This is a genomic window from Collinsella sp. LCP21S3_C7 (assembly GCF_052118485.1).
Lineage (GTDB): Bacteria > Actinomycetota > Coriobacteriia > Coriobacteriales > Coriobacteriaceae > Collinsella.
Genome location: NZ_JBQKHC010000011.1, coordinates 42,424 through 62,671, shown reverse-complemented (window position 1 = coordinate 62,671; position 20,248 = coordinate 42,424). Strand labels below are relative to the sequence as shown.

The 20,248-nt window shown below is 59.5% G+C and carries 18 protein-coding genes; all 18 read right to left on the bottom strand.

Annotated elements, in window-relative coordinates:
• Positions 1 to 230 precede the first annotated feature (230 nt).
• Complete coding sequence (locus ACTQ1E_RS05740) at positions 231 to 1,940, bottom strand: proline--tRNA ligase (protein WP_441015537.1); 1,710 nt, start codon at positions 1,938 to 1,940, stop codon at positions 231 to 233.
• A 12-nt stretch (positions 1,941 to 1,952) separates the two neighbouring features.
• Positions 1,953 to 3,035, bottom strand: coding sequence for a flavodoxin-dependent (E)-4-hydroxy-3-methylbut-2-enyl-diphosphate synthase (gene ispG / locus ACTQ1E_RS05735; protein ID WP_441565240.1), 1,083 nt, complete (start codon positions 3,033 to 3,035; stop codon positions 1,953 to 1,955).
• A 13-nt stretch (positions 3,036 to 3,048) separates the two neighbouring features.
• A complete protein-coding gene (locus ACTQ1E_RS05730; protein WP_441565238.1) occupies positions 3,049 to 4,410 on the bottom strand; it encodes a M50 family metallopeptidase in 1,362 nt (453 codons plus the stop codon).
• A gap of 25 nt (positions 4,411 to 4,435) precedes the next feature.
• A complete protein-coding gene (gene dxr, locus ACTQ1E_RS05725; protein ID WP_441565236.1) occupies positions 4,436 to 5,623 on the bottom strand; it encodes a 1-deoxy-D-xylulose-5-phosphate reductoisomerase in 1,188 nt (395 codons plus the stop codon).
• Positions 5,623 to 6,522: a phosphatidate cytidylyltransferase gene (locus ACTQ1E_RS05720; RefSeq protein WP_441565234.1), complete on the bottom strand. Its 900-nt coding sequence runs from the start codon at positions 6,520 to 6,522 to the stop codon at positions 5,623 to 5,625. The genes dxr and ACTQ1E_RS05720 overlap by 1 nt, the downstream gene beginning before the upstream one ends.
• 2 nt (positions 6,523 to 6,524) lie before the next feature.
• A complete protein-coding gene (locus ACTQ1E_RS05715) occupies positions 6,525 to 7,319 on the bottom strand; it encodes an isoprenyl transferase (RefSeq protein ID WP_441565232.1) in 795 nt (264 codons plus the stop codon).
• 1 nt (position 7,320) lies between these two features.
• A complete protein-coding gene (gene frr / locus ACTQ1E_RS05710) occupies positions 7,321 to 7,857 on the bottom strand; it encodes a ribosome recycling factor (RefSeq protein WP_006236112.1) in 537 nt (178 codons plus the stop codon).
• 2 nt (positions 7,858 to 7,859) lie between these two features.
• The gene (gene pyrH, locus ACTQ1E_RS05705) at positions 7,860 to 8,582 is read right to left on the bottom strand and encodes a UMP kinase (RefSeq protein WP_154516255.1); all 723 of its coding nucleotides are present in this window, start codon (positions 8,580 to 8,582) and stop codon (positions 7,860 to 7,862) included.
• Between the two features lie 117 nt (positions 8,583 to 8,699).
• Positions 8,700 to 9,569, bottom strand: a complete 870-nt coding sequence (gene tsf / locus ACTQ1E_RS05700; RefSeq protein WP_409064982.1) for a translation elongation factor Ts — start codon at positions 9,567 to 9,569, stop codon at positions 8,700 to 8,702.
• Positions 9,570 to 9,614: 45 nt separating this feature from the next.
• Positions 9,615 to 10,343, bottom strand: coding sequence for a 30S ribosomal protein S2 (rpsB, locus tag ACTQ1E_RS05695; RefSeq protein WP_055285135.1), 729 nt, complete (start codon positions 10,341 to 10,343; stop codon positions 9,615 to 9,617).
• A gap of 230 nt (positions 10,344 to 10,573) precedes the next feature.
• Positions 10,574 to 11,482 (bottom strand): tyrosine recombinase, encoded by a 909-nt coding sequence (locus tag ACTQ1E_RS05690; RefSeq protein WP_441565246.1) that lies wholly within the window; start codon positions 11,480 to 11,482, stop codon positions 10,574 to 10,576.
• Positions 11,483 to 11,490: 8 nt separating this feature from the next.
• A complete protein-coding gene (gene trmFO / locus ACTQ1E_RS05685; RefSeq protein ID WP_441565230.1) occupies positions 11,491 to 12,828 on the bottom strand; it encodes a methylenetetrahydrofolate--tRNA-(uracil(54)-C(5))-methyltransferase (FADH(2)-oxidizing) TrmFO in 1,338 nt (445 codons plus the stop codon).
• 14 nt (positions 12,829 to 12,842) lie between these two features.
• Positions 12,843 to 13,775, bottom strand: a complete 933-nt coding sequence (locus ACTQ1E_RS05680) for a DNA-processing protein DprA (protein ID WP_441015515.1) — start codon at positions 13,773 to 13,775, stop codon at positions 12,843 to 12,845.
• A complete protein-coding gene (locus ACTQ1E_RS05675) occupies positions 13,775 to 15,298 on the bottom strand; it encodes a YifB family Mg chelatase-like AAA ATPase (protein ID WP_441565228.1) in 1,524 nt (507 codons plus the stop codon). The genes ACTQ1E_RS05680 and ACTQ1E_RS05675 overlap by 1 nt, the downstream gene beginning before the upstream one ends.
• Complete coding sequence (locus tag ACTQ1E_RS05670; RefSeq protein WP_154516246.1) at positions 15,298 to 15,783, bottom strand: YraN family protein; 486 nt, start codon at positions 15,781 to 15,783, stop codon at positions 15,298 to 15,300. The genes ACTQ1E_RS05675 and ACTQ1E_RS05670 overlap by 1 nt, the downstream gene beginning before the upstream one ends.
• Positions 15,784 to 15,971: 188 nt before the next feature.
• Positions 15,972 to 16,760 (bottom strand): ribonuclease HII, encoded by a 789-nt coding sequence (locus ACTQ1E_RS05665; RefSeq protein WP_441565226.1) that lies wholly within the window; start codon positions 16,758 to 16,760, stop codon positions 15,972 to 15,974.
• 93 nt (positions 16,761 to 16,853) lie between these two features.
• The gene (gene rplS, locus ACTQ1E_RS05660) at positions 16,854 to 17,195 is read right to left on the bottom strand and encodes a 50S ribosomal protein L19 (protein ID WP_117583231.1); all 342 of its coding nucleotides are present in this window, start codon (positions 17,193 to 17,195) and stop codon (positions 16,854 to 16,856) included.
• Positions 17,196 to 17,343: 148 nt separating this feature from the next.
• Entirely contained in the window at positions 17,344 to 20,103 is a 2,760-nt protein-coding gene (locus ACTQ1E_RS05655) for a hypothetical protein (RefSeq protein WP_441565224.1), read from the bottom strand.
• Positions 20,104 to 20,248: the final 145 nt, after the last annotated feature.

Below are 20,248 nucleotides of genomic sequence, written 5' to 3'. Positions count from 1 at the left end.
TCGAAGAGCCCGATCGCCGCCTTCCTGGCCTCGATGTCGTGCTTCACCCTCAAGTCGACACGCATAAAAAGCCTCCCATTTCTCATGTCCAAGAAATGGGAGGCAGTTCACATGGGCTGCGGGGTTTTCCTTTTAGCAACAAATGTCCCTTAGACGCAAAAGCGGCCCTGCATCTCTACCTCGAGAGACGCAGGGCCGCTTAACAAGTGCACTAAACGCAGCGGGCTCGATTAACGGCGTGCTGCTTTCACAAGCTCAGCGACCTTGGCGACAACCTCATCGATTGCCACATCCTCGCGCTCGCCCGTGGCACGATCCTTGAGCTCGACGGTGCCGTTCTTAAGGCCGCGCTTGCCGAGCACCACCTGATAAGGGAAGCCCATAAGGTCGTTGTCGGCAAACTTAAAGCCGGGACGCTCGTCACGGTCGTCTACGACAACCTCGATACCCTCGGCGCACAGACCCTCGACGATTTGATCGCAAACAGAAGCGCACTCCTCCTTCTTGGGGTCGAGCGGAATCACCGCAACCTCGTACGGGGCAACGGAGACCGGCCAAACGATACCGTGCTCGTCGTTGTGCTGCTCCACGACGGCAGCGAGGGAGCGGGACACACCCACGCCGTAGCAACCCATGATAAGCGGCTTCTCCTTGCCGTCCTCGTCCATAAAGGTGGCACCCATGGCCTCGGAGTACTTGGTGCCCAGCTGGAAGACCTGGGAAACCTCGATGCCGCGAGCAGCGGAGAGCGGCTTGCCGCAGTGCGGGCAAGGGTCGCCGGCAACGACGGTAACCAGGTCGGCCCACTCGTCGACGGTAAAGTCGCGCTCGGGGCAGGCACCGGTAAAGTGATAGTCGACTTCGTTGGCACCGCAGGCCCACTGCTTGGACTCGCGCAGGCTCTCGTCGCAGACCAGACGAATGCCCTCGGGCAGGTTAACCGGTCCGATAAAGCCCTTATGCAGACCGTAGGTCTGGAGCTCCTCGTCGGTCATCATGCGATAGCCCTTGCCAAAGACATGCTCGGCCTTGCAGTCGTTGAGCTCATGATCGCCCGGAACGATGGCCACAACCGGCTTGCCCTCGGCGTCGATGAGAGCCAGCGACTTGCGCGTACCGTTCTCGGGGAAGCCGAAGAACTTGGCGACGGCCTCGATGGTGCCCATACCCGGAGTCTCGACCTTGGTGAGTGTGCCGTCGCCGGGGCCCTCGGTCACAACGACCTTGGTGCTTGCCGCCTCGTCATCGGCAGCAAAGCCACAATCGTCGCAGTAGACCAGCGAAGCCTCGCCGGCCTCTGCCAGCGCCATGAACTCGACGGAGGTATCGCCACCAATCTCGCCGGAATCGGCGACGACGGGCAGGGCCTTAATGTAGCAGCGCTCGCAGATATTGGCGTACGCCTGCTTCATCTTGTCGTACTCCTCCTGCAGGCTCTCCTGCGTAGCAGAGAAGCTGTAGGCGTCTTTCATGATGAACTCGCGGCCACGCATCAGGCCAAAGCGGGGACGGAACTCGTCGCGGAACTTGTCCTGGATGTGATAGAGATTCACCGGCAGTTGCTTGTATGAACGCAGCTCGTTGCGCACCAGGGCAGTCACGGTCTCCTCGTGCGTGGGGCCGAGCACGAACTCGCGGCCGTGGCGGTCATCAAAGCGCACGAGCTCCTTGCCATAGGCATCGATACGGCCGGACTCACGCCACAGCTCGGCATCGACCATGATGGGCATCATGAGCTCCTGGGCGCCGGCGGCGTCCATCTCGTCACGCACGATGTTCTCAATCTTGCGAATCGAGCGCCACGCGAGCGGCAGATAGGAATAGAGACCGGCGGCCTCCTTGCGGATCATACCGGCACGGAGCAGCAGGCGATGGCTCGCAAGCTCAGCGTCGGCCGGATCCTCTTTGAGCGTCGGAGCATACAGCTTAGACATATACATTGCTCGGGTCATTTATTTCTCCTCAATAAGCTTGTCGACCTCGGCCATAAGCGCGTCGACAATTTGGTCCTCCGCTACTTTACCAATGATCTGGCCGTGCGAAAAGAGCAGGCCCTGACCACGTCCGCAAGCAACGCCCAGGTCGGCATCAGAAGCCTCACCGGGGCCATTGACGGCACATCCCATGACGGCAATCGAAAGCGGCGCGGCATAGTTCTTAAGCCGCTCGGTTACTTCCTCGGCGATTGCGATCAGGTTAACCTGACAGCGGGCGCACGTGGGGCACGAGACAATCTCGGGGCCGCGGCGACGCAGGCCCAGCGACTGCAAAATTCCCCAGGCGACCGGCGGCTCCTCAACCGGATCGGCCGTGAGCGAAACGCGCATGGTGTCACCGATTCCCTCGGACAGCAGGATGCCAAGGCCCACCGAGCTCTTGATGGTGCCCTGTAGCTTGGTACCCGCCTCGGTTACGCCCAGGTGGAGCGGAACGTGGGGAATCTCACGCGACAGGGCACGATAGGTGTCGAGCGTCGTTTGCACGCTATGGGCCTTGGCCGAAAGCACAATGTTCGTAAAGCCGCGGTCTTCAAAATGCTTGACGAAACGTTCGCTCGACATCACGAGCTTTTCGGGCTGCGTGAGGTCGTCGCGCTCAGCGATATCCTGCTCAAGCGAACCAGCATTGACGCCGATACGAATCGCACAGCCCGCGGCACCCGCAGCATCGATCACCGCGTCAACCTTGGCCCAATCGCCGATATTGCCGGGATTGATACGCAGCTTGGCAGCACCGGCCTCAACGGCACCAATGGCGAGCTTATGGTTAAAGTGGATATCGGCAACGATCGGCACCGGAGACTCGGCACAGATGGTGCGGAAACCCTCAAGCGCGGCCTCGGTGGGCACGCTCACGCGCACGATATCGCAGCCAGCCTGCGCCAACGCGCACACTTGAGCAAGCGTTGCCTGGGTATCAGCGGTATCGGTGCAGGTCATGGATTGGACCACCACCGGCGCGCCTCCACCGATCTGCACGCCGCCCACATGCACGGGGCGCGTCAACTCGCGAGGCAAAGGATGGGATAAAGACAATCCAAACACTCCCCTACAGAATAAATCGAAGGATGTCGGAACGAAGCATATAGATAAACAGCAGCGCAAAGAGCGCGATGCCCACATAGCTCACGATCGTCTGGACCTTGAGCGGAAGCTCGCGGCCCGCAATCTTTTGAATGATCTCGATGACCAACTTGCCGCCATCGAGTGGCGGGATGGGCAGCAGGTTCATAAAGCCAAGCGAGAACGAAATGAGAGCGGCAAACGAAAGGAACGTGGCAGGGCCGGCAGCAGCAGCTTGCGAGGACATAACGCTAATACCCACGATCGAAGAGGACTGATCGAGAATCTCCATCGTATGCTGAGGCTGGAGCAGGCGCATCACGCCCTGCGCTGTCTGCACGACATAGGAGAACGACAGGCGAGCCGACGTGATAGGGTCTAAACGGACCACCTGCGTAGAGACATACACACCTAGGCGTTCGTCCTCTTTGAGCGCAACCGTGGTCGAATGCTTCTTGCCGTCACGCTCGTACTCAATGGCGATATCGTCCTTACCGGAAGCCTTGCCAATGGCATCGTAAACGTCCATCCAGGTAGAGCACGATACTCCGTCGACCGAAAGAATCGCGTCGCCATCCTCGATTCCCGCCGCGGAGGCAATCGAGCCTTCGTCAACCTGGCCGATCACATTGGTGTCCACCGGCACCGTGACACCCGCGATGGAATAGATGCTCATAAGGAGCAAAAAGCCCGTCAGGATATTGACGATAATGCCCGCAAGCAGCATAAAGGCACGCTTGACAAAGCCCTGACCCAAATAGGTGTGCGAGCGCTCGCGTGCAAGGAATTCGGCCTCGCCGCACGGCAGTTCCCATACATCGCCCTCGGCAGTCGCGTGCTCGCGATCGAACCGACGGCCGTCAAAGGTGGTATAACCCGCCGCATCACGCGGCAGGGTCTGGTACTTGGTGGGATAGTAACCAGGCGAAGGCTTTTCCCCTTCTTCATACCAAGGAGCTATGGAGCCCCAACCCAGCAGCAAAGCACAGCCCTCGAGCACATCCTCCTCGGACAGCTCAAGCTCGACGGCAAGATCGGCCACCGTCACACGGCCGTGGCGATAGATGGCGGCAAGCACGCGATCGGCATACGAGACATCGGTCGGATCCATGCCACAGATGGCAGCATACCCACCCAGCAACAGCGGGGTCACGCCAAACTTGGTGCCGATGCGACGCGACGTATGGTGAATATCAAAGCGACACGGCAGGCCCAAAAAGAACTCAGTCACCCGGACGCCGCAGGCACGCGCCGCCAAAAAGTGGCCGCCCTCGTGCAAAAACACGAGGACGGAAAGCATCAGCAGGCCCCAAAAGACCGATGAGAGAACGCTCAGAACAGTTTCCATAAAACGAAAAAGCAATCCTTATGGGTTAAAAACGGGTTGCGGCGAGCACTTGCGCGGCCTTTTCACGCACCCACGCATCGATACCGCGAAGCTGTTCAAACGAATCGACCGTCTGCGCATCATGCGCATCCATACAGGATTCCACAATGCGATCGATATCGGTAAAACTGCAGCCATCATGCAGGAAGGCATCGACGGCGACCTCGTTGGCGGCATTGAGCACGCACGGCATGGTGCCGCCCGTCTTGCCCGCACGCTCGGCCAGCGCCAGGCAGCGGAACGTATCCATGTCGGCCGCAGCAAAGGTAAGCTGACCCAACTCGCGGAAATCGATGCGCGGAGCCGAAGTATCCCAGCGCTCGGGATACGAGAAGGCAAACTGGATGGGAATGCGCATGTCAGATGCCCCGAGATGCGCCATCACGGAGCCGTCGGCAAACTCGACCATCGAATGGATCTTTGACTGGCGCTGCACGACCACGTTGATAAAGTCGAGGTCGCAACCGAACAAGTGCATCGCCTCGATACGCTCCAGGCCCTTGTTCATGAGGGTAGCGGAGTCAATCGTGATCTTGGCACCCATAGCCCACGTAGGGTGCGCCAGGGCATCGGCGCGCGACACACGGTCGAGTTCCTCGCGCGAACGGCCAAAGAACGGACCGCCCGAACAGGTAAGCCAAATACAATGGGCCTCGCGCGGATTCTCACCCAGATAGCATTGGTAAATTGCAGAGTGCTCGGAATCGACCGGGATAAGCTGACCGGGCTGAGCCAACGGCATCAGCAGGTCACCGCCAACAACGAGCGACTCCTTATTGGCAAGGGCAAGGCGCTTATTCGAGGTCAAGGCCGCGTGGCTCGCCTCGAGACCGGCGGCGCCCACAATAGCGACAAGCACGCAGTCAACATCGTCGCGACGCGCGAGCTCGCAAACCGCTTGCGCACCTACGCCGAGCTCCGTTCCCTCGGGCAACTCCTGCAGCACGGCGTCATCGCCATGAGCGACATCGGCCACGGCAACCGCCGGAACCGAGAACTCGCGGGCAGCGGCAACGAGCTCGGAGGTGCTGGAATTAACGGAAAGCGCCGTCACCTGCAGACGATCGGCATGCTGACGGCAAACATCGAGCGCCTGAGTGCCGATAGAGCCCGTACAGCCCAGGATGGCAACACGGAGACGTCCATCGGAGCCATAGGTCGTCTGGAAGGACATTACAGCACGCCTCCGATCATCAGCATCAGCTGCGCGGTGATGCAGCCGAAGATAAGCGAATCGCTACGATCGAGCATGCCGCCGTGGCCCGGGATAAGGTTGCCGGAATCCTTGACGCCCACGCCACGCTTGATGCGCGACTCGATAAGGTCGCCGATAACGCCCAAGATGGACACAACCACGCCGCAAAGCAGCGCATAGGGCAAGCTCAGCTTATAGAAATGCGTCACCCACAAAATGAGCCAGATGAGAACCGAGCCCAGAATGCCGCCGACAAACCCCTCCCAGCTCTTATTGGGAGAGATCTTGGGAACCATCTTGTGTTTGCCGATACGGCTGCCCACGATGTAGGCAAACGAATCGGAGACCCAAAGGGACGCGCAAACACCCACTGAAAGCAGGGCGCCGGCAAAACCGGGCACGGCATCGCGCAGCAGCACAATAGCCGACAGCATAAAGCCTGTGTAGATGGGACCCATGAGCGTCACGGCCACATCAGAGATGCGGGTACGCGGCGACCAAACATACCAAATGCCCACCGCGAGCATCAGTGCAAAAAGCAGGGCGTTCAGCAAAAGCGAATCGCCAAGCGCCGATAACGGAAAGAGCACGGCGGCAATAATGCCCAGATGCTCGTTGGCGACCTTGCCATCGAGCCTCGTCATACGGAAAAACTCAAAGCAGCAAAGCCCGCTCATGACAGAGACAAAAATGGCGGTGGGCACGATACCCAAAACCAGGCACAGGATAAAGAAGACGGCGTAGACGATACCGGCGGCGGCACGGGTAATAAAGCCCGCAAGCCACGAACCGGTGTCGCTCTTCGCTGCAAGCGCTCCCGCAGTGGCAGCTTTGCGCGCAGGCGTCTTGGGAGCAGATGCCTTGGGACGATCGGACACGATTAAGCCTCCTCGGTCTTGCTCAGTCCACCAAACCTACGGTCACGGCCCTGATAGGCCAAAATGGCGTCAACAAGGCCCCAACGATTAAAGTCAGGCCAATAGGTATCGGTGACATAGAACTCGGAATAAGCCACCTGCCACAGCAGATAGTTCGAAAGGCGAAGCTCACCAGAGGTGCGAATGACCAGCTCGGGATCGGGAAGACCGGCGGTGTACAGGTGCGAAGCAACCATATCATCGTCGATAGCAGCAGGGTCGATCTTGCCGGCGGCGGCATCGAGCGCAAGCTGACGGGCGGCACGGGTAATCTCGGCACGCGCGCCGTAGTTGACGGCAAGCGCCAGCGTCATACCGGTGTGATCGGCGCACTCGGCAAGACCGCATTCAAAAACGTCGCGGGTCTTCTTGGGCAGCGCGGAAATATCGCCCAAAAAGACAACACGCACGTTTTCGCGCTTCAGAAGCGGCAGCTCATCGATAAACGTCTTGGCAAACAGATGCATCAAGACGTTGACCTCATGCTGCGGGCGGTTCCAGTTTTCGGTTGAAAACGCATAGGCGGAAAGCACGTCGACACCCAGACGCACGCAGGCAGTAATGATCTCACGAAGGGAGACGATACCCGCCTTGTGGCCCTCGGTACGGGCAAGACCTCGCGCCGTAGCCCAGCGACCGTTACCGTCCATGATGCACGAGATATGATGTGGAATGTTATTGAGGTCAAGGTCGGAAAAACCGACGCCCGCAGGGGCGTCGGCAAAGTACTCGACCAGTTTGTTCTCGTCGTATTGCACCTTAGATCTCCATGACCTCGGCTTCTTTTTCCTTCAGAAGCTCCTCGACCTTGGCGACATACTCGTCGGTATGCTTCTGCACCTTGGCCTGCTCACGGCGGACGTCGTCCTCGGTGAGCTCCTCATCGCGCTCGAGCTTGTTGTTAAAGTCGCGACGGATGTTACGGATAGACACCTTGGCCTGCTCGGCATACTCGCGGCACTCCTTGACGAGCTCGCGACGGCGCTCCTCGGTGGGAGCCGGGAACGGAAGACGAACAACGGTGCCATCGGAGTTGGGGGTAATACCCAGATCGGAAGCGCCGATGGCCTTGACGATGGCGTTGATAAGCGCCTTATCCCACGGCTCGATGAGCAGCATGTGGGCCTCGGGGGTCTTTACGGCGGCAACCTGCGTGACCGGCGTGGGAACACCGTAATAATCGACGGTGATGTCGGACAGAATGTTAGCGTTGGCTCGGCCGGTACGGACCTTGGAGAAGTTATGCTTGAGGGACTCGAGCGACTTGTCCATGTGGGCGGTGATGTTCTCTGCCATGCTTAATCCTCCTGATAGACGAGCGTGCCGACGGGCTCACCCGAAAGCGCGCGCTTGACGTTGTCCTCGCCATCGATGTTGAGGACCAAAATGGGCATACGGTTATCCTGGCACAGGGCCGTAGCCGTGGAATCCATAACCTGCAGGCCGCGGACGAGCACCTCGTGATAGGTGATCTTGTCAAAGCGGACGGCATCGGCGCACTTGACGGGATCCTTGTCGTAGATACCGTCGACCTTGGTGGCCTTAATCAGAATCTCCGCACCGATCTCGCAGGCGCGAAGGGCCGCGGCGGTGTCAGTCGTAAAGTACGGATTGCCCGAGCCGGCTGCGAAGATAACGACATTGCCCTTGGAGAGGTGATTGATGGCGCGACGACGAATATAGGGCTCGCAAATCTCGTTCATCTGGATGGCACTCATAACGCGGCAAGGAACATCGTTATGCTCGAAGGCGTCCTGCAGGGCGAGCGCGTTCATAACGGTTGCAAGCATGCCCATGTAATCGGCCTGAGCACGCTCCATACCGCCGGCAGCTCCAGCCATGCCGCGGAAAATATTGCCGCCGCCGACAACGATGCCGACCTCATGGCCAACGGCGAGCAGCTCCTTGACCTGCTTGGCAAGATGGTCGGTAATCTTGGGGTCGATGCCATAGTGGCCATCGCCCATCAGTGCTTCGCCGGAAAGCTTCAGAAGCACGCGTTTATATCGGATGTCGGACAAAGCGATCCTCCTTTTATTAGACTCTCAATATGATAGCAAAGGCTCTGCTTGGAGCCATGAAAAAGCAGGCTGTGAGTAAAACCCACAGCCTGCTCATTACCAGCTACAAGAGCTTATTTACTCGCCACGGACCAGACGGTCGAAGGCAACGACGGTAATGGTATCGCCGAGCTCCTTGGAGACCTGCTCGGCGTACTTCTTGATGGTGAGGGAGCTGTCCTTGATGAACTCCTGCTCGGTGAGCACGGACTGCTTGTAGAACTTCTCCAGGCGGCCAACAGCCATCTTCTCCTGGATGGCCTCGGGCTTGCCGGACTCGGCAGCCTGAGCCATGTAGATCTGCTTCTCATGCTCGACGGTCTCGGCCGGAACCTGATCGCGGGTAGCGCAGATCGGAGCGACAGCGGCAACCTGAAGGGCAACGTCGTGGGCAAAGGTCTTGAAGGACTCAGCCTGAGCGGTCTCAGCCTTCTCGAAAGCAAACTCGACGAGGACGCCGATCTTACCACCCATATGGATGTAAGAAGCGAGAGCGCCGTTCTCGACCTTGCGGGCGGCGAAGCGGGAGATCTTCATGTTCTCGCCCATGATGTGAATCATCTCGGTGAGCTCGGAGGAAACGGTCTCCTCGCCCATCGGCTTCTCGAGCAGAGCGTCGACATCGGCCGGCTCGGTGGTGGCGACAACCTCGGCGACCTTGGAAGCAAAGCCGGTAAACTTGGCGTTGGAGCCGACGAAGTCGGTCTCGCAGGAGAGCTCGAGCAGAGCGCCGGTCTTGCCATCCTCGGAGACGAACGCGGCGACAGCGCCCTCGTTGGTCTCGCGGCCAGCCTTCTTGGCAGCCTTAGCGAGGCCGTTCTTACGCAGAACGTCAACAGCGGCGTCCATGTCACCGTCAGCCTCGACGAGAGCCTTCTTGCACTCCATCATCGGGGAGTCGGTCATCTCGCGGAGCTGCTTGACCATAGCGGCGGTAATCTGGGCCATTGTGGTTCCTTTCAAAGAGATGAAAAAGACTTAATTAGGACTGATTTACTCGGCCTTGGGCTCAGCGGCCATCTCGGCCTCGGAGACCTGCTCCTTGCCGGAGCCAGCGAGGCAAGCGTCGGCCATGAGCTCGCACATAAGGGTGACAGCGGAGATGGCGTCATCGTTGCAGGGGATGCCGTACTCGACCTCGTCGGGATCGGAGTTGGTATCGATCAGAGCGACGACGGGGATGTTCAGGCGCTGGGCCTCCTTGATGGCGTTCTCCTCGCGCTTAGTGTCGATGACGAAGAGAGCCTGGGGCAGACCCTTCATGTCGCGGGCGCCACCGAGGTTGGTCTGGAGCTTAGCGAGCTCCTTACCCAGAACAGCCTGCTCCTTCTTGGGAAGAACAGCCATGCGGCCGTCCTCGACCATGGCCTCGAGCTCCTCCATGCGGTTGATGCGGGAGCGGATGGTGACGAAGTTGGTCAGCATGCCGCCGAGCCAACGCTGGTTGATGTAAGGCATGTTGGCGCGCTCAGCGGCGTTCTTGACGGCCTCCTGAGCCTGCTTCTTGGTGCCGACGAACAGCACGTTGCCACCCTTGGCAACGTTCTTGACGAAGGTGTAAGCCTGGTCGGCGTCAAGAATGGTCTGCTTGAGGTCGAGGATGTAGATGCCGTTGCGCTCACCGAAGATGAACGGCTTCATCTTGGGGTTCCAGCGACGGGTCTGGTGACCGAAGTGGCAGCCGGCCTCGAGCAGGGTGCGGATATTAATCTTGGTAGCCATGTTAAACCTCCTGTGGTTTGCCTCCGCGCGGGGTCATCCTCCAAAACCAACCCGGACATGTGCTACCAAAGCCCGGGCACCACGGTATGAAGTAGCCGCGCGTGCGTGATAAAAACCTGTTGCCGTGAAGCAACCCGATGAATGATAGCAGGATTACATCTTTCTGCCAACCCGAAATCAAAACCACACACACGGACGCGCGATCGATTGGATAGAACCCATCTCCTGCCTTATTCGCCGCGCGGAAGAGCTTGGGTAACGGCGCGTTTGAGCCGATCGGGCGTGAGATGCGTATAAATCTGCGTGGTGGACAAGCTTGCATGCCCCAGCAACTCCTGGACAGAGCGCAAGTCCGCTCCGCCCTCGAGCAAATCGGTCGCAAAAGTATGGCGCATCGCATGCGGGGCGATATCGGAAGGGATACCCGCAAGCGTCGCCAACATATGAAACCGTCGCCTAAGCATGGCGGCGCTCATACGGTTGCCGCGTGCCGAGATAAACAGCGGATGCACACCGTTCGTACCGTCGCCACGCTTTGCCTGAGCAAGAAGCAACGGTCTTCCTTCCTCAATATAGCGGCGGGTCACATCGAGAGCACGCCGATACAGGGGCACGATACGCTCCTTGCTCCCCTTACCCCAAAGCCGCAGCGTTCGCTCGGACCAAGCAATGGACTCAACATTGAGTGCCGCAAGCTCAGAGATGCGAGCCCCAGATGCATAGAGCAATTCGAGCATCGCCGCATCGCGCAGTCCCGCAGGCGTTGAAACGTCTGGCGCTGCAAGCAGTGCCTTAACCTGCTGGGTGGTCAGCACTCCGGGCAAATCGCGTGGAAGCTTGGGCGAGGCAATCGCAGAGACAGCGTCTCCATCGATAAGACCCTCGGCAGCCATCCATCGATAGAACGAACGAATGGCAGACAGGTGCGCCGCAATCGTCCTGGGCGCCACCTGCTCGCGCGACAGCTCCGCCAGATACATGCGAACGGTACGTACGTCCGCCGTGCGTGCATCGATATCCCCACGCTCGCACCAAGCGGCAAAACGCTCCAGACGAGAGCCGTAAGCGATAACAGTGTTAGAAGAAAGCCCCTCGACGCGCGCAATATAGGCTATGAACGAGTCGACGGCACCGTACAGGTCAAAGGCTATGGCCGGTCGCCCCCAAACAGGTCGGAGCGCGATTCCAGATAGGAATCCAGGGCCTTAAGGGCGCGATCCGCATAGGCCTGATAGCGATCACGTTTGCTGCGGCGTTTACCGTCCTCGAGGGGAGGCACCAGGCCAAAATTAACATGCATGGGCTGATATCCGACCGTAGCAGGATCGGTCGCATAGCCCACGAGCGCGCCGAGAGCGCCCACGCGCGGCAGCTCGACAGGAGCAACCTCGATAGCCTCGGCATAGGTATTGAGCGCAGCGAGGAGACCCGTGGCGACCGCTTCCATGTAACCCTCCGTACCGGTAATCTGTCCGGCAAGGCGCACGCCCGTGCCGGGCACGGCGAAGGTCCCATCGAGCACATGGGGAGCATCGACAAAGGTATTGCGATGCATGACGCCATAGCGGAAAAACTCGGCATTCTCCAGACCGGGAACCATATGAAAAACGCGCTTCTGCTCGCCGAAGGTCAGGTTAGTCTGAAAACCAACCAGGTTATAGGCGGTTTTCTCCTTGTTCTCGGCGCGCAGCTGAATCGCCGCCCAGGGACGGCGACCGGTGCGCGGGTCGGTGAGCCCGACGGGCTTCATAGCGCCAAAGCGGATGGCATCCTTGCCCGTGCGCGCAACCTCCTCGGCAGGCTGGCAGGCCTGGAAGAGGTCCCCGCCCTCAAAGTCCTTGAGCACCACGCGATCGGCCGTGGTAAGCGCCTCGATAAAGGCCTCGTACTCCTCCTTGTTGAGCGGGGCATTGAGATAGTCGCCACTCCCCTGCTCCTCGTAGCGCGACTGCGAGAACAGCACATCCATATCGAGCGTCGAGGCATCGACAATCGGGGCCGCGGCGTCAAAGAACGCCAGGGAATCACCACCGACGAGCTTCATGACCTCCCCGCTCAACGCCGGCGAGCACAAGGGACCCGCGGCGATAACCACATGGCCCTCGGGAATCTGGGTGACCTCGCCGTGAACGACCTCGATATTGGGACGGGCGGCAACCTCGGCCTCGACGAGCTCGGAGAATTTAACACGGTCGACTGCCAAGGCGCCACCAGCGGGAACGGCAGCGCGATGAGCGCAGTCGAGCAGCACCGAACCCATACGCTCGAGTTCGGCCTTCAACAGGCCGGCGGCGGAATCGGGTCGGGTCGACTTAAACGAATTGGAGCAGACGAGCTCCGCCAAGTGATCGGTATGGTGGGCAGGAGAGGTCACCAGCGGCCGCATCTCGCACAGCTTTACGGCAAACCCGCGATCTGCCAGCTGAATCGCGCATTCCGATCCCGCCAGACCGCCACCGATAACCGTCACTTGATCAAACAGCATCTGCAAACACCTTTCTAATTGACACGCTTTCCATTGTGACCGAAGGGCGTCTGAGCGTGAAGCGCAAACTTTGAGGGCGCATACCTTCCATCCATCATGCGCTCGATGAGTCCCTCGAGCTCGAGTGAGCCCAGGAGTTTGAGCACGCCGACGGCATCGAGGGAGACGAGCGCGGCAATGTCATCGACCTTGAGCGGCGAGGCAATGAGCGCGTGCATCACGGCCTGCTGCGTGGGGTCCAGATCGGCGATACCGGGCGCATCGGGACGTGAATAACGCAGGGTGCCGTATATTCGCGAGATGGCCATCTCAATAGACTCCTCGTCAACAATGCAGCAGGCCCCGTTGGCGATGAGGTAGTTGGTCCCACGCGACTCTGGTGACAAAATGGAGCCCGGTACCGCGAGCAGTTCGCGCCCCAGGTCCATGGCGGCCTCCGCTGTCGAGAACGTGCCCGAGGGCATGCCGGCCTCCGACACGAACAGCGCCTGCGAAAGCGCGGCAATCACCCGGTTACGCCGCGGAAAGGCAAACTTGCGTGGCCCCATACCCCAAGGCGAGATGGACACGACCGCGCCGCCCGTATCGATCGTGCGCGCGATGAGCCCTGCACTCGAGCGCGGGTAAACCACGTCGGCGCCCGTACCCAACACCACGACGTGCCTGCCACCAGCGTTGACCGCGGCCCAACCCGAGGCCTGGTCGCAGCCGACCGCACCGCCCGAGACCACCGTCACCCCCGCCTCGACCGCAACTTTCGCGGCCAGCTCTGCCACGGCAAGGCCGTACGGCGAGGCCTTGCGAGCGCCGATGATGGAGAGCGCGGGCGTCGACAGTGCGGCGGGGTCGCCACGCACATAAAGCGTCTGGGGTACATCAGAGAGCTCCAAAACGGTATCTGGATACAACGCATCACCGGGATGCAGCTCAAAAGTCTCCTCGGGCATTACTGGTCCCTCCTCCCCTGGTACATCGCCGCCTCGAGCACGTGGTCTTGGGTTACCCGCTCACTTTCGGCGACATCGGCGATCGTGCGCGCGATACGCACCAAGCGCACGATGCCGCGACCGGTAAGATGTGTGCGCCTCGACAGGCCGAGCACGCACTTTTCCGCTGCCCCATCGAGCGCAAAGGTCGAAACGACGCCGTCGATGGAACGTGACTCATCGTCCTCGGCCTCGGCATCTGCATCGTCCATACGGGACTCGCGCCAGGCACGAAATGCCCGACCCCGCACAACATAGTCACGTAGTTCAGCTGACGACATACCCTCGGCGCCCTCGATAATTACCTGCGGGTCGGGTCGGGTCACGTCAATCATAAGGTCAATACGATCGGCCAAGGGACCACGTAGCTTAGACCGATAGCGCTCAACCATCGTAGCCGAGCAGCGGCACGGTACCTCGCGATCGCCCAAAAAGCCGCAGGGACAGGGATTGCTCGCGGCAAGCAGCTGGAACCGCGAGGGAAACGTGAAAGCCCCATCGACGCGTACGATCTTGACGTAGCCGCGCTCTATGGGCTGACGGAGTGTCTGCAGCACGCTGTTGGGAAACTCGGCAAGCTCGTCTAAAAAGAGCACGCCGCCGTGCGCTAGGCTAATCTCGCCCGGGTGCACCGGCCGTCCGCCGCCAATAAGGCCCGCAGTCGAAATGCTGTGGTGGGGGCTACGGAACGGCCGGTGTCCCGCCAGCAAACCATCGATGTTCTCGCCCAAGACCGAATGGATGCACAGCGCCTCTTGCTGATCCTCGAGAGAAAGCTCGGGCAAGATACCCGTCATGCGGCGTGCGAGCATGGTCTTGCCCGAACCCGGCGAGCCAATCATAAGCAGGCCGAGCTCCCCCGCCGCCGCGAGCGCAATGCCGCGCTTGGCAACCTCCTGCCCCAGCACATCGGCATAATCAAGTTCTGGCTCAAACGACGCCTCGACACCCTCGGAATCCAGATAATGCCGAGCCGCCTCGCCCATACCGCGGGCGAGCTGAGACAGATGGTCGATAAAGCCACAGTCCACACCGGCAAGCGGCACATGTTGATCCGACCTTCCCGCAATAAAGGACAGGCCCATATCACGCGCCAACAACTGAAACGCAACCTCGCCTTTTACGGGCAGCACGCTACCATCCAGCCCGAGCTCACCGGCAATAAGGCAATGGTCTAGATGGTCGCGGGGAATCTGCCCATCGGCCGCCAGTACCGCGATGGCAATCGGCAGGTCAAAACCACTGCCCGTTTTACGGATGTCGCCCGGAGCCAAGTTGACGGTAATGCCCGCCCGTGGAATCTCAAATCCCGCCGAGCGCATTGCGCAGCGTATGCGGCCACGCGACTCCATCACCTCCATACTTGGAATGCCAAGCATTTGGATACCCGGAATACCGCCGGCAAGCGAGACCTCGACCGTGACGGGAATCGCCTCGACGCCACGAATACATGCAGCGTGGACGGCAAAGGTGTCAAACGCCATCACGATACCTGCCAATCGAATGCGTTGTATTGATGCTCAATCTCCGCAATATGACCGCCGCGGATAGTAACGCCCACCGCGTCGAAGCGAATCGCCTTAAGGGGATAGTGATCCATAAGGTAACAACTCGCGATACGGCGGTAGCGACGCTGCTTCTGGGCGTCCACCGCCTCCTCGGGAAAGACCCGCGTGTTGCAATCTAGGGCGACGCGCCTTGTCTTGATCTCAGCCATCACCACGACATCATCAAGTTCATCAAGCAGTACCAGATCGGCCTCGCCCTCGGGACACCGGTAGCCCTGTTCCAAGAGGGCATAACCGCGCTCGCGAAAGTAATCGATTGCAATAAGCTCGCCCAGCATGCCCAGTTCTCGAGGACTGAGGCCCTTAATGAACCCAGGCGTAATCGACGCGCAATCAATCTCCCCGCTCTCCCAAAGCTCTTTGAGCTGTTGCGTCTTGCTCTTTGCACTTGCGGCGCACATGGGGTCTCCTTTCCCGCGCACGATATTGACCCGATCATGGGGCCGCCTTTCTTGCGGGCAAGTACCGAAAGAAAACCAAAGTCCAACCAAAAACAAACAAAAAAGGGACCGCATGCAACAATTGCGTTGTATGCGGTCCCCACCAGCTGGTTTATAAAATTCCAGAAGTCCCTGTCTCCATATTTGCCTTAAAAAAGACGCTCCGTCTGCAAAAAATTTCCGCAGAAGCTCACACGATGCAACGGAGAAAGGCCATGTTTACGAATAGCCTCAATGTGCTCGGGGCTCGCATAGCCCTTTGACTCAGCAAGATGATATTCGGGATACTCGGCATCGTACTCGACCATCATCTCGTCACGCGTGACCTTGGCCATAATGGAAGCAGCGGCGATGCAGGCGATTTTGGCATCTCCCTTGATCACATCGCGCTCGTTGGGAACGGCGCCCAAGGGGTTGCCGTCCATAAGCACGCAATCGGGCTCGAGCCCCGTATCGGCCACCGCGCCCGCGACGGCAGCGCGGATGGCGCGGGCCATGCCCATCTCATCGATATCCACAGGAGCGATATGGCAAAAACCAATGGCCGTAGCCACCTCGGCAATCTGCACCGAGAGCAGCTCACGACGGGCAGGCGTGAGCTTTTTGGAATCGTTAATGCCCCAAACGCGCGGCTCCATGGGAAGGCAGACAGCGCAGACCGTCAACGGGCCGGCGACAGAGCCGCGCCCCACCTCGTCAACACCAACGACCACGCCATCGCCGCCGAGCTCATGCATAAGCTCGTACATGCCGTTGACGCGCTCGCGCTCGGAAAGTTCCTTGGCATGGCGCTTAAGTGCGCGTTCGCAAGCCTTGATCACCTGCTGGCGCGGATCCTCGCGATAGTGCTCCACGAGGGCGGGAATCTCCTCGAACGTGGCACTCGCCAGCTCGCCGGCAATCTGCGATGCCGAAATCGAGCTCGTCATATTGGCCATACCAGGCCCTCCTTGCATGGAAATCAGATAAAAAGAAGGGCCACCCGAAGGTGACCCTTGTGTCCAAACGAGTGGACAGACGCTGCGATCTTCTTAGCGCTTCTCGGGGATGCGAGCAGCCTTGCCCACCTTGTCGCGGAGGTAGTACAGCTTGGCGCGACGGACGCGACCATGACGGACGACCTCGAGCTTGGCGATCTTGGGGCTGTGAAGCGGGAAGGTACGCTCAACACCGACACCGAAGGAAATCTTGCGGACGGTGAAGGTCTCACGGGCACCGGCGCCGGCCATGCGGATGACGTCACCCTGGAAAACCTGGATGCGCTCGCGGTCGCCTTCCTTAATGCGGTAGTGAACCTTGACGTTGTCGGCAACGCGGACCTGCGGGATGTCCTCGCGGATCTGCTGACGCTCGATTGCGCGGATGTAATCCATGTGCAATTCCTTACTCTTCTAGAGGTGCCGTACCACCTTGGCCGGCACGTAGTTGAACAAACGTATTCGAGTATACACGCCACGACCTTGGCTGCAAGAACTATTTTGCCCGTGCGCAAAAAGACAAAAACACGCACTCTTTCTGCACTTATGCGCCGTCCGCAGCATCAGTCGTCGGCGTCGTCACGGTCGTTCCGGGCGCGATATAACCGTATTCGAGCAGCACCGAAAGCGCATGCTGCTTCCAGGTGGCAAGCTCTTCGTCATTATAGTTGTCATGAGCCCATTCGTTCATCGCGTCCTCGGCGTCTTGGGGCACCAGGTCCTGGCTGTCCGCCATCAGGTACAGGATGCCTAAGATGTCGAAGTCCTGCTTGGTCATCTCTTCCTTGTTTGATGTGCCGATGAGGCCGTGATCGATACCGTAGCGGCAGATATCGGTCAAAACGGTAACGAGGCCCGTAGGAATCGGAGAGGCATCTTTTGCGGCAGCGGGCGCGGTGTCGTCAGTCACTGCAGTGGCATCGTCGCTCGCCGGAGCAGGCTCGGCCGCGTTCGCATCGGAAGCCGCCTGCTCTCCCTGGGCAGGAGCCGCGCTATCCGTCGTTGCCGAAGAATCCCCCGAAGAAACGGACGTAACGCTCACCGGTGTCTCGACCACGGTCGTCATCGGGTCGACCGGTGCGGGTGCGGCGATGACCTCGGCCCAATCGGAATACACGCCGTCAATAAAGGCGCGAACATGGAAGGTGCCCGGTTGCGAGATGGTCATCGTGCCGTCCGTCGCGACCGAAATGCCCTTGCTCTCGAGCTCCTGGGCCTCCCAGCTGCAGACCCTATCGACTTCCTTGCCCGTCGTGTCATAGACCGTAGCCGTTAGGCCGTCGATGCCGTTGAGATTCTCCTCGACTCCGACGACGGTCTGTGCCGAGCCCTCGAGCTTGATGCTGCCGTTAAACGACTCGGGCGCCACGTCGCTTACCTTATATTTGTAGGCGGCGGCGTCGATCTCGTCATTGGTCGAAACATGCCCGTTCACGTCCACATAGGTGTCCTCGGGGATAAAGTACTTTACGTAGGCGGTGCCGGCCTTTTTACCCACCACGACTTGCTCGTGGGTGACAGGGTCGGTCTGGATCTCGATGACGTCGGACTTGCATTTCTTGCCGTTTTTATCGACCACGCGCCAGTCGCCCGACGACTTCACAAAGCCGTAATAGTCAACATCGTCCTCGTCCCTTGCACGCACGCGATAGGAAGAGATGGGGTCTTCGTCTCCCACCGTAAGCCTTCGGGTCTTATCGGTCTGCAGCGATACGAGAATCTTGGAAATGGGCTTAATGGGCTGCGGCGTGCCCAACTGGGTATCGACCGTCACCGACTCAAACGACAGATTGGAACCCGTAATGGACATGGGGTAGGTGGCGGCCATGTCGTTGAGCACATTGCACGTGCGCGGGGCGCCGCCGTTGCGCGATGGCACCTCGCGATCGGCCAGGACAGAATTCCAATCGATGGCGCGCACCATGTGGTTGTTGGTGCGATACGACCAGCTCGTAACGTTTCCGGCGGTGGTATCGTAGCCGTCGTCGCCACGATGGGCGATTGAGCGCAGGAACAGGTTCTGCACGGCGTCGGTCGACTGATCGCCAAAGGTGGTGTAGAACGAGCGCTGGTCATAACCGGCGGTATGGAACTCCTGCACGGCGGCGTTGTCGTCGTAGCACTCGCCGTTCATGTTAAAGATAATCACGTCGAACGTAACGCCCACCGGCTGGTCATAGTCCTCGGACAGCGTCGTGGTAGAACTCGTCTGCTTGCTATTGACCTGCGTGTGCGCAGGGATCGTCATATCGACGGTGACCGACTGATTGTCCGTTGTGGTGATCGACTGTTCCTCGGTCTTGCTCGCCTCCCACAACTGGGACATCGTGGCTTCGGCCGAAAACGAGGTCTCGATCTCCTCGCTCGCTGTTGCGGGCACGCCCAGCGACTCCTTGAGGCTCACCGATGCGCCCCACGAGCCGCCTTTGGAATACGATGCGGATTCAGAAGTGCTCGTGCCGACCGTCTCCTCGGTACCGCGGGCGAGCGTGATGCTCTGCGAGGCGTCCTCATAGCCGACGTTAAGAGCCGAGGTAACGAGCTCCTGCTCAGTTTTAGAATCGACAAAGGAATAGCCCGGCGCGTCCTCGGGCGCGCAGTTAAGCTTGTTCATGCTGTTGAGCTGCTGAACTCTAAAGTTATAGAACGCGATGCCAAAGCCATTGAAATCATACTGATAGGTGCCGCCGAGCTTGTCGACACAAGCAATGGTGGCATAGATGACGTCCTGCTCAGTCGTGTCTTTCGACAGTCCGTCGAGCGGCACGTTTTCACGGAAATCGGAGCCCTTCAGCTTGTGACCGATACAGCCGGCGATATCGTCGGTCAAGCGATCGTAGACAGCTTTGAGGCTTTTTGCCGATGTCAGACCACTCTGTTTCGATTTGTCGGCGCCGTCGGAATGCTCACCGTTGCCGCCCGAAAGCGCATCATACAGATAGATGTAGTGACCCTTACCAAAGTCCTTCTCAAAGCCCTTGCCGGCGTGGTCCCAGTACAAAAAGTCCCCGGAGTCGTCGCCTCCACCATAGCCAAGGATGTTATAGGCAAGCGATGCCCAGTTGGGCAGCACCTTTTTGACGGCGGCCGTGTAGAACGAGACGTTGTCGTACATCGAGGTACGGCCCTCGAGTTTGCCGTCATCGATATCAACAAACGTGCAGTCGCGATCGTTGACCGTAATGGTGAGCGGGTTGACCACGTCACCATAGAGCTCGTCGCGCGATTCATCCTGAAGGGCAAAACCGGCCGTCGGCATCCCGCAAAGCGCCGTGACCGCAACGACCACCCAGCACAGGGTCATCTGTGCTCCCCGACGCGCTCGTTGCAAATACCTGGTGAGGTTTTTCATCGCAGTCCTCCCGTCAGTTGCCAATGTAATGAACCAATAGAATCAATATAAAACGCCGCCGCGTCCACAGGGAGCGCGGCGGCGCGAAGGGGGGGCG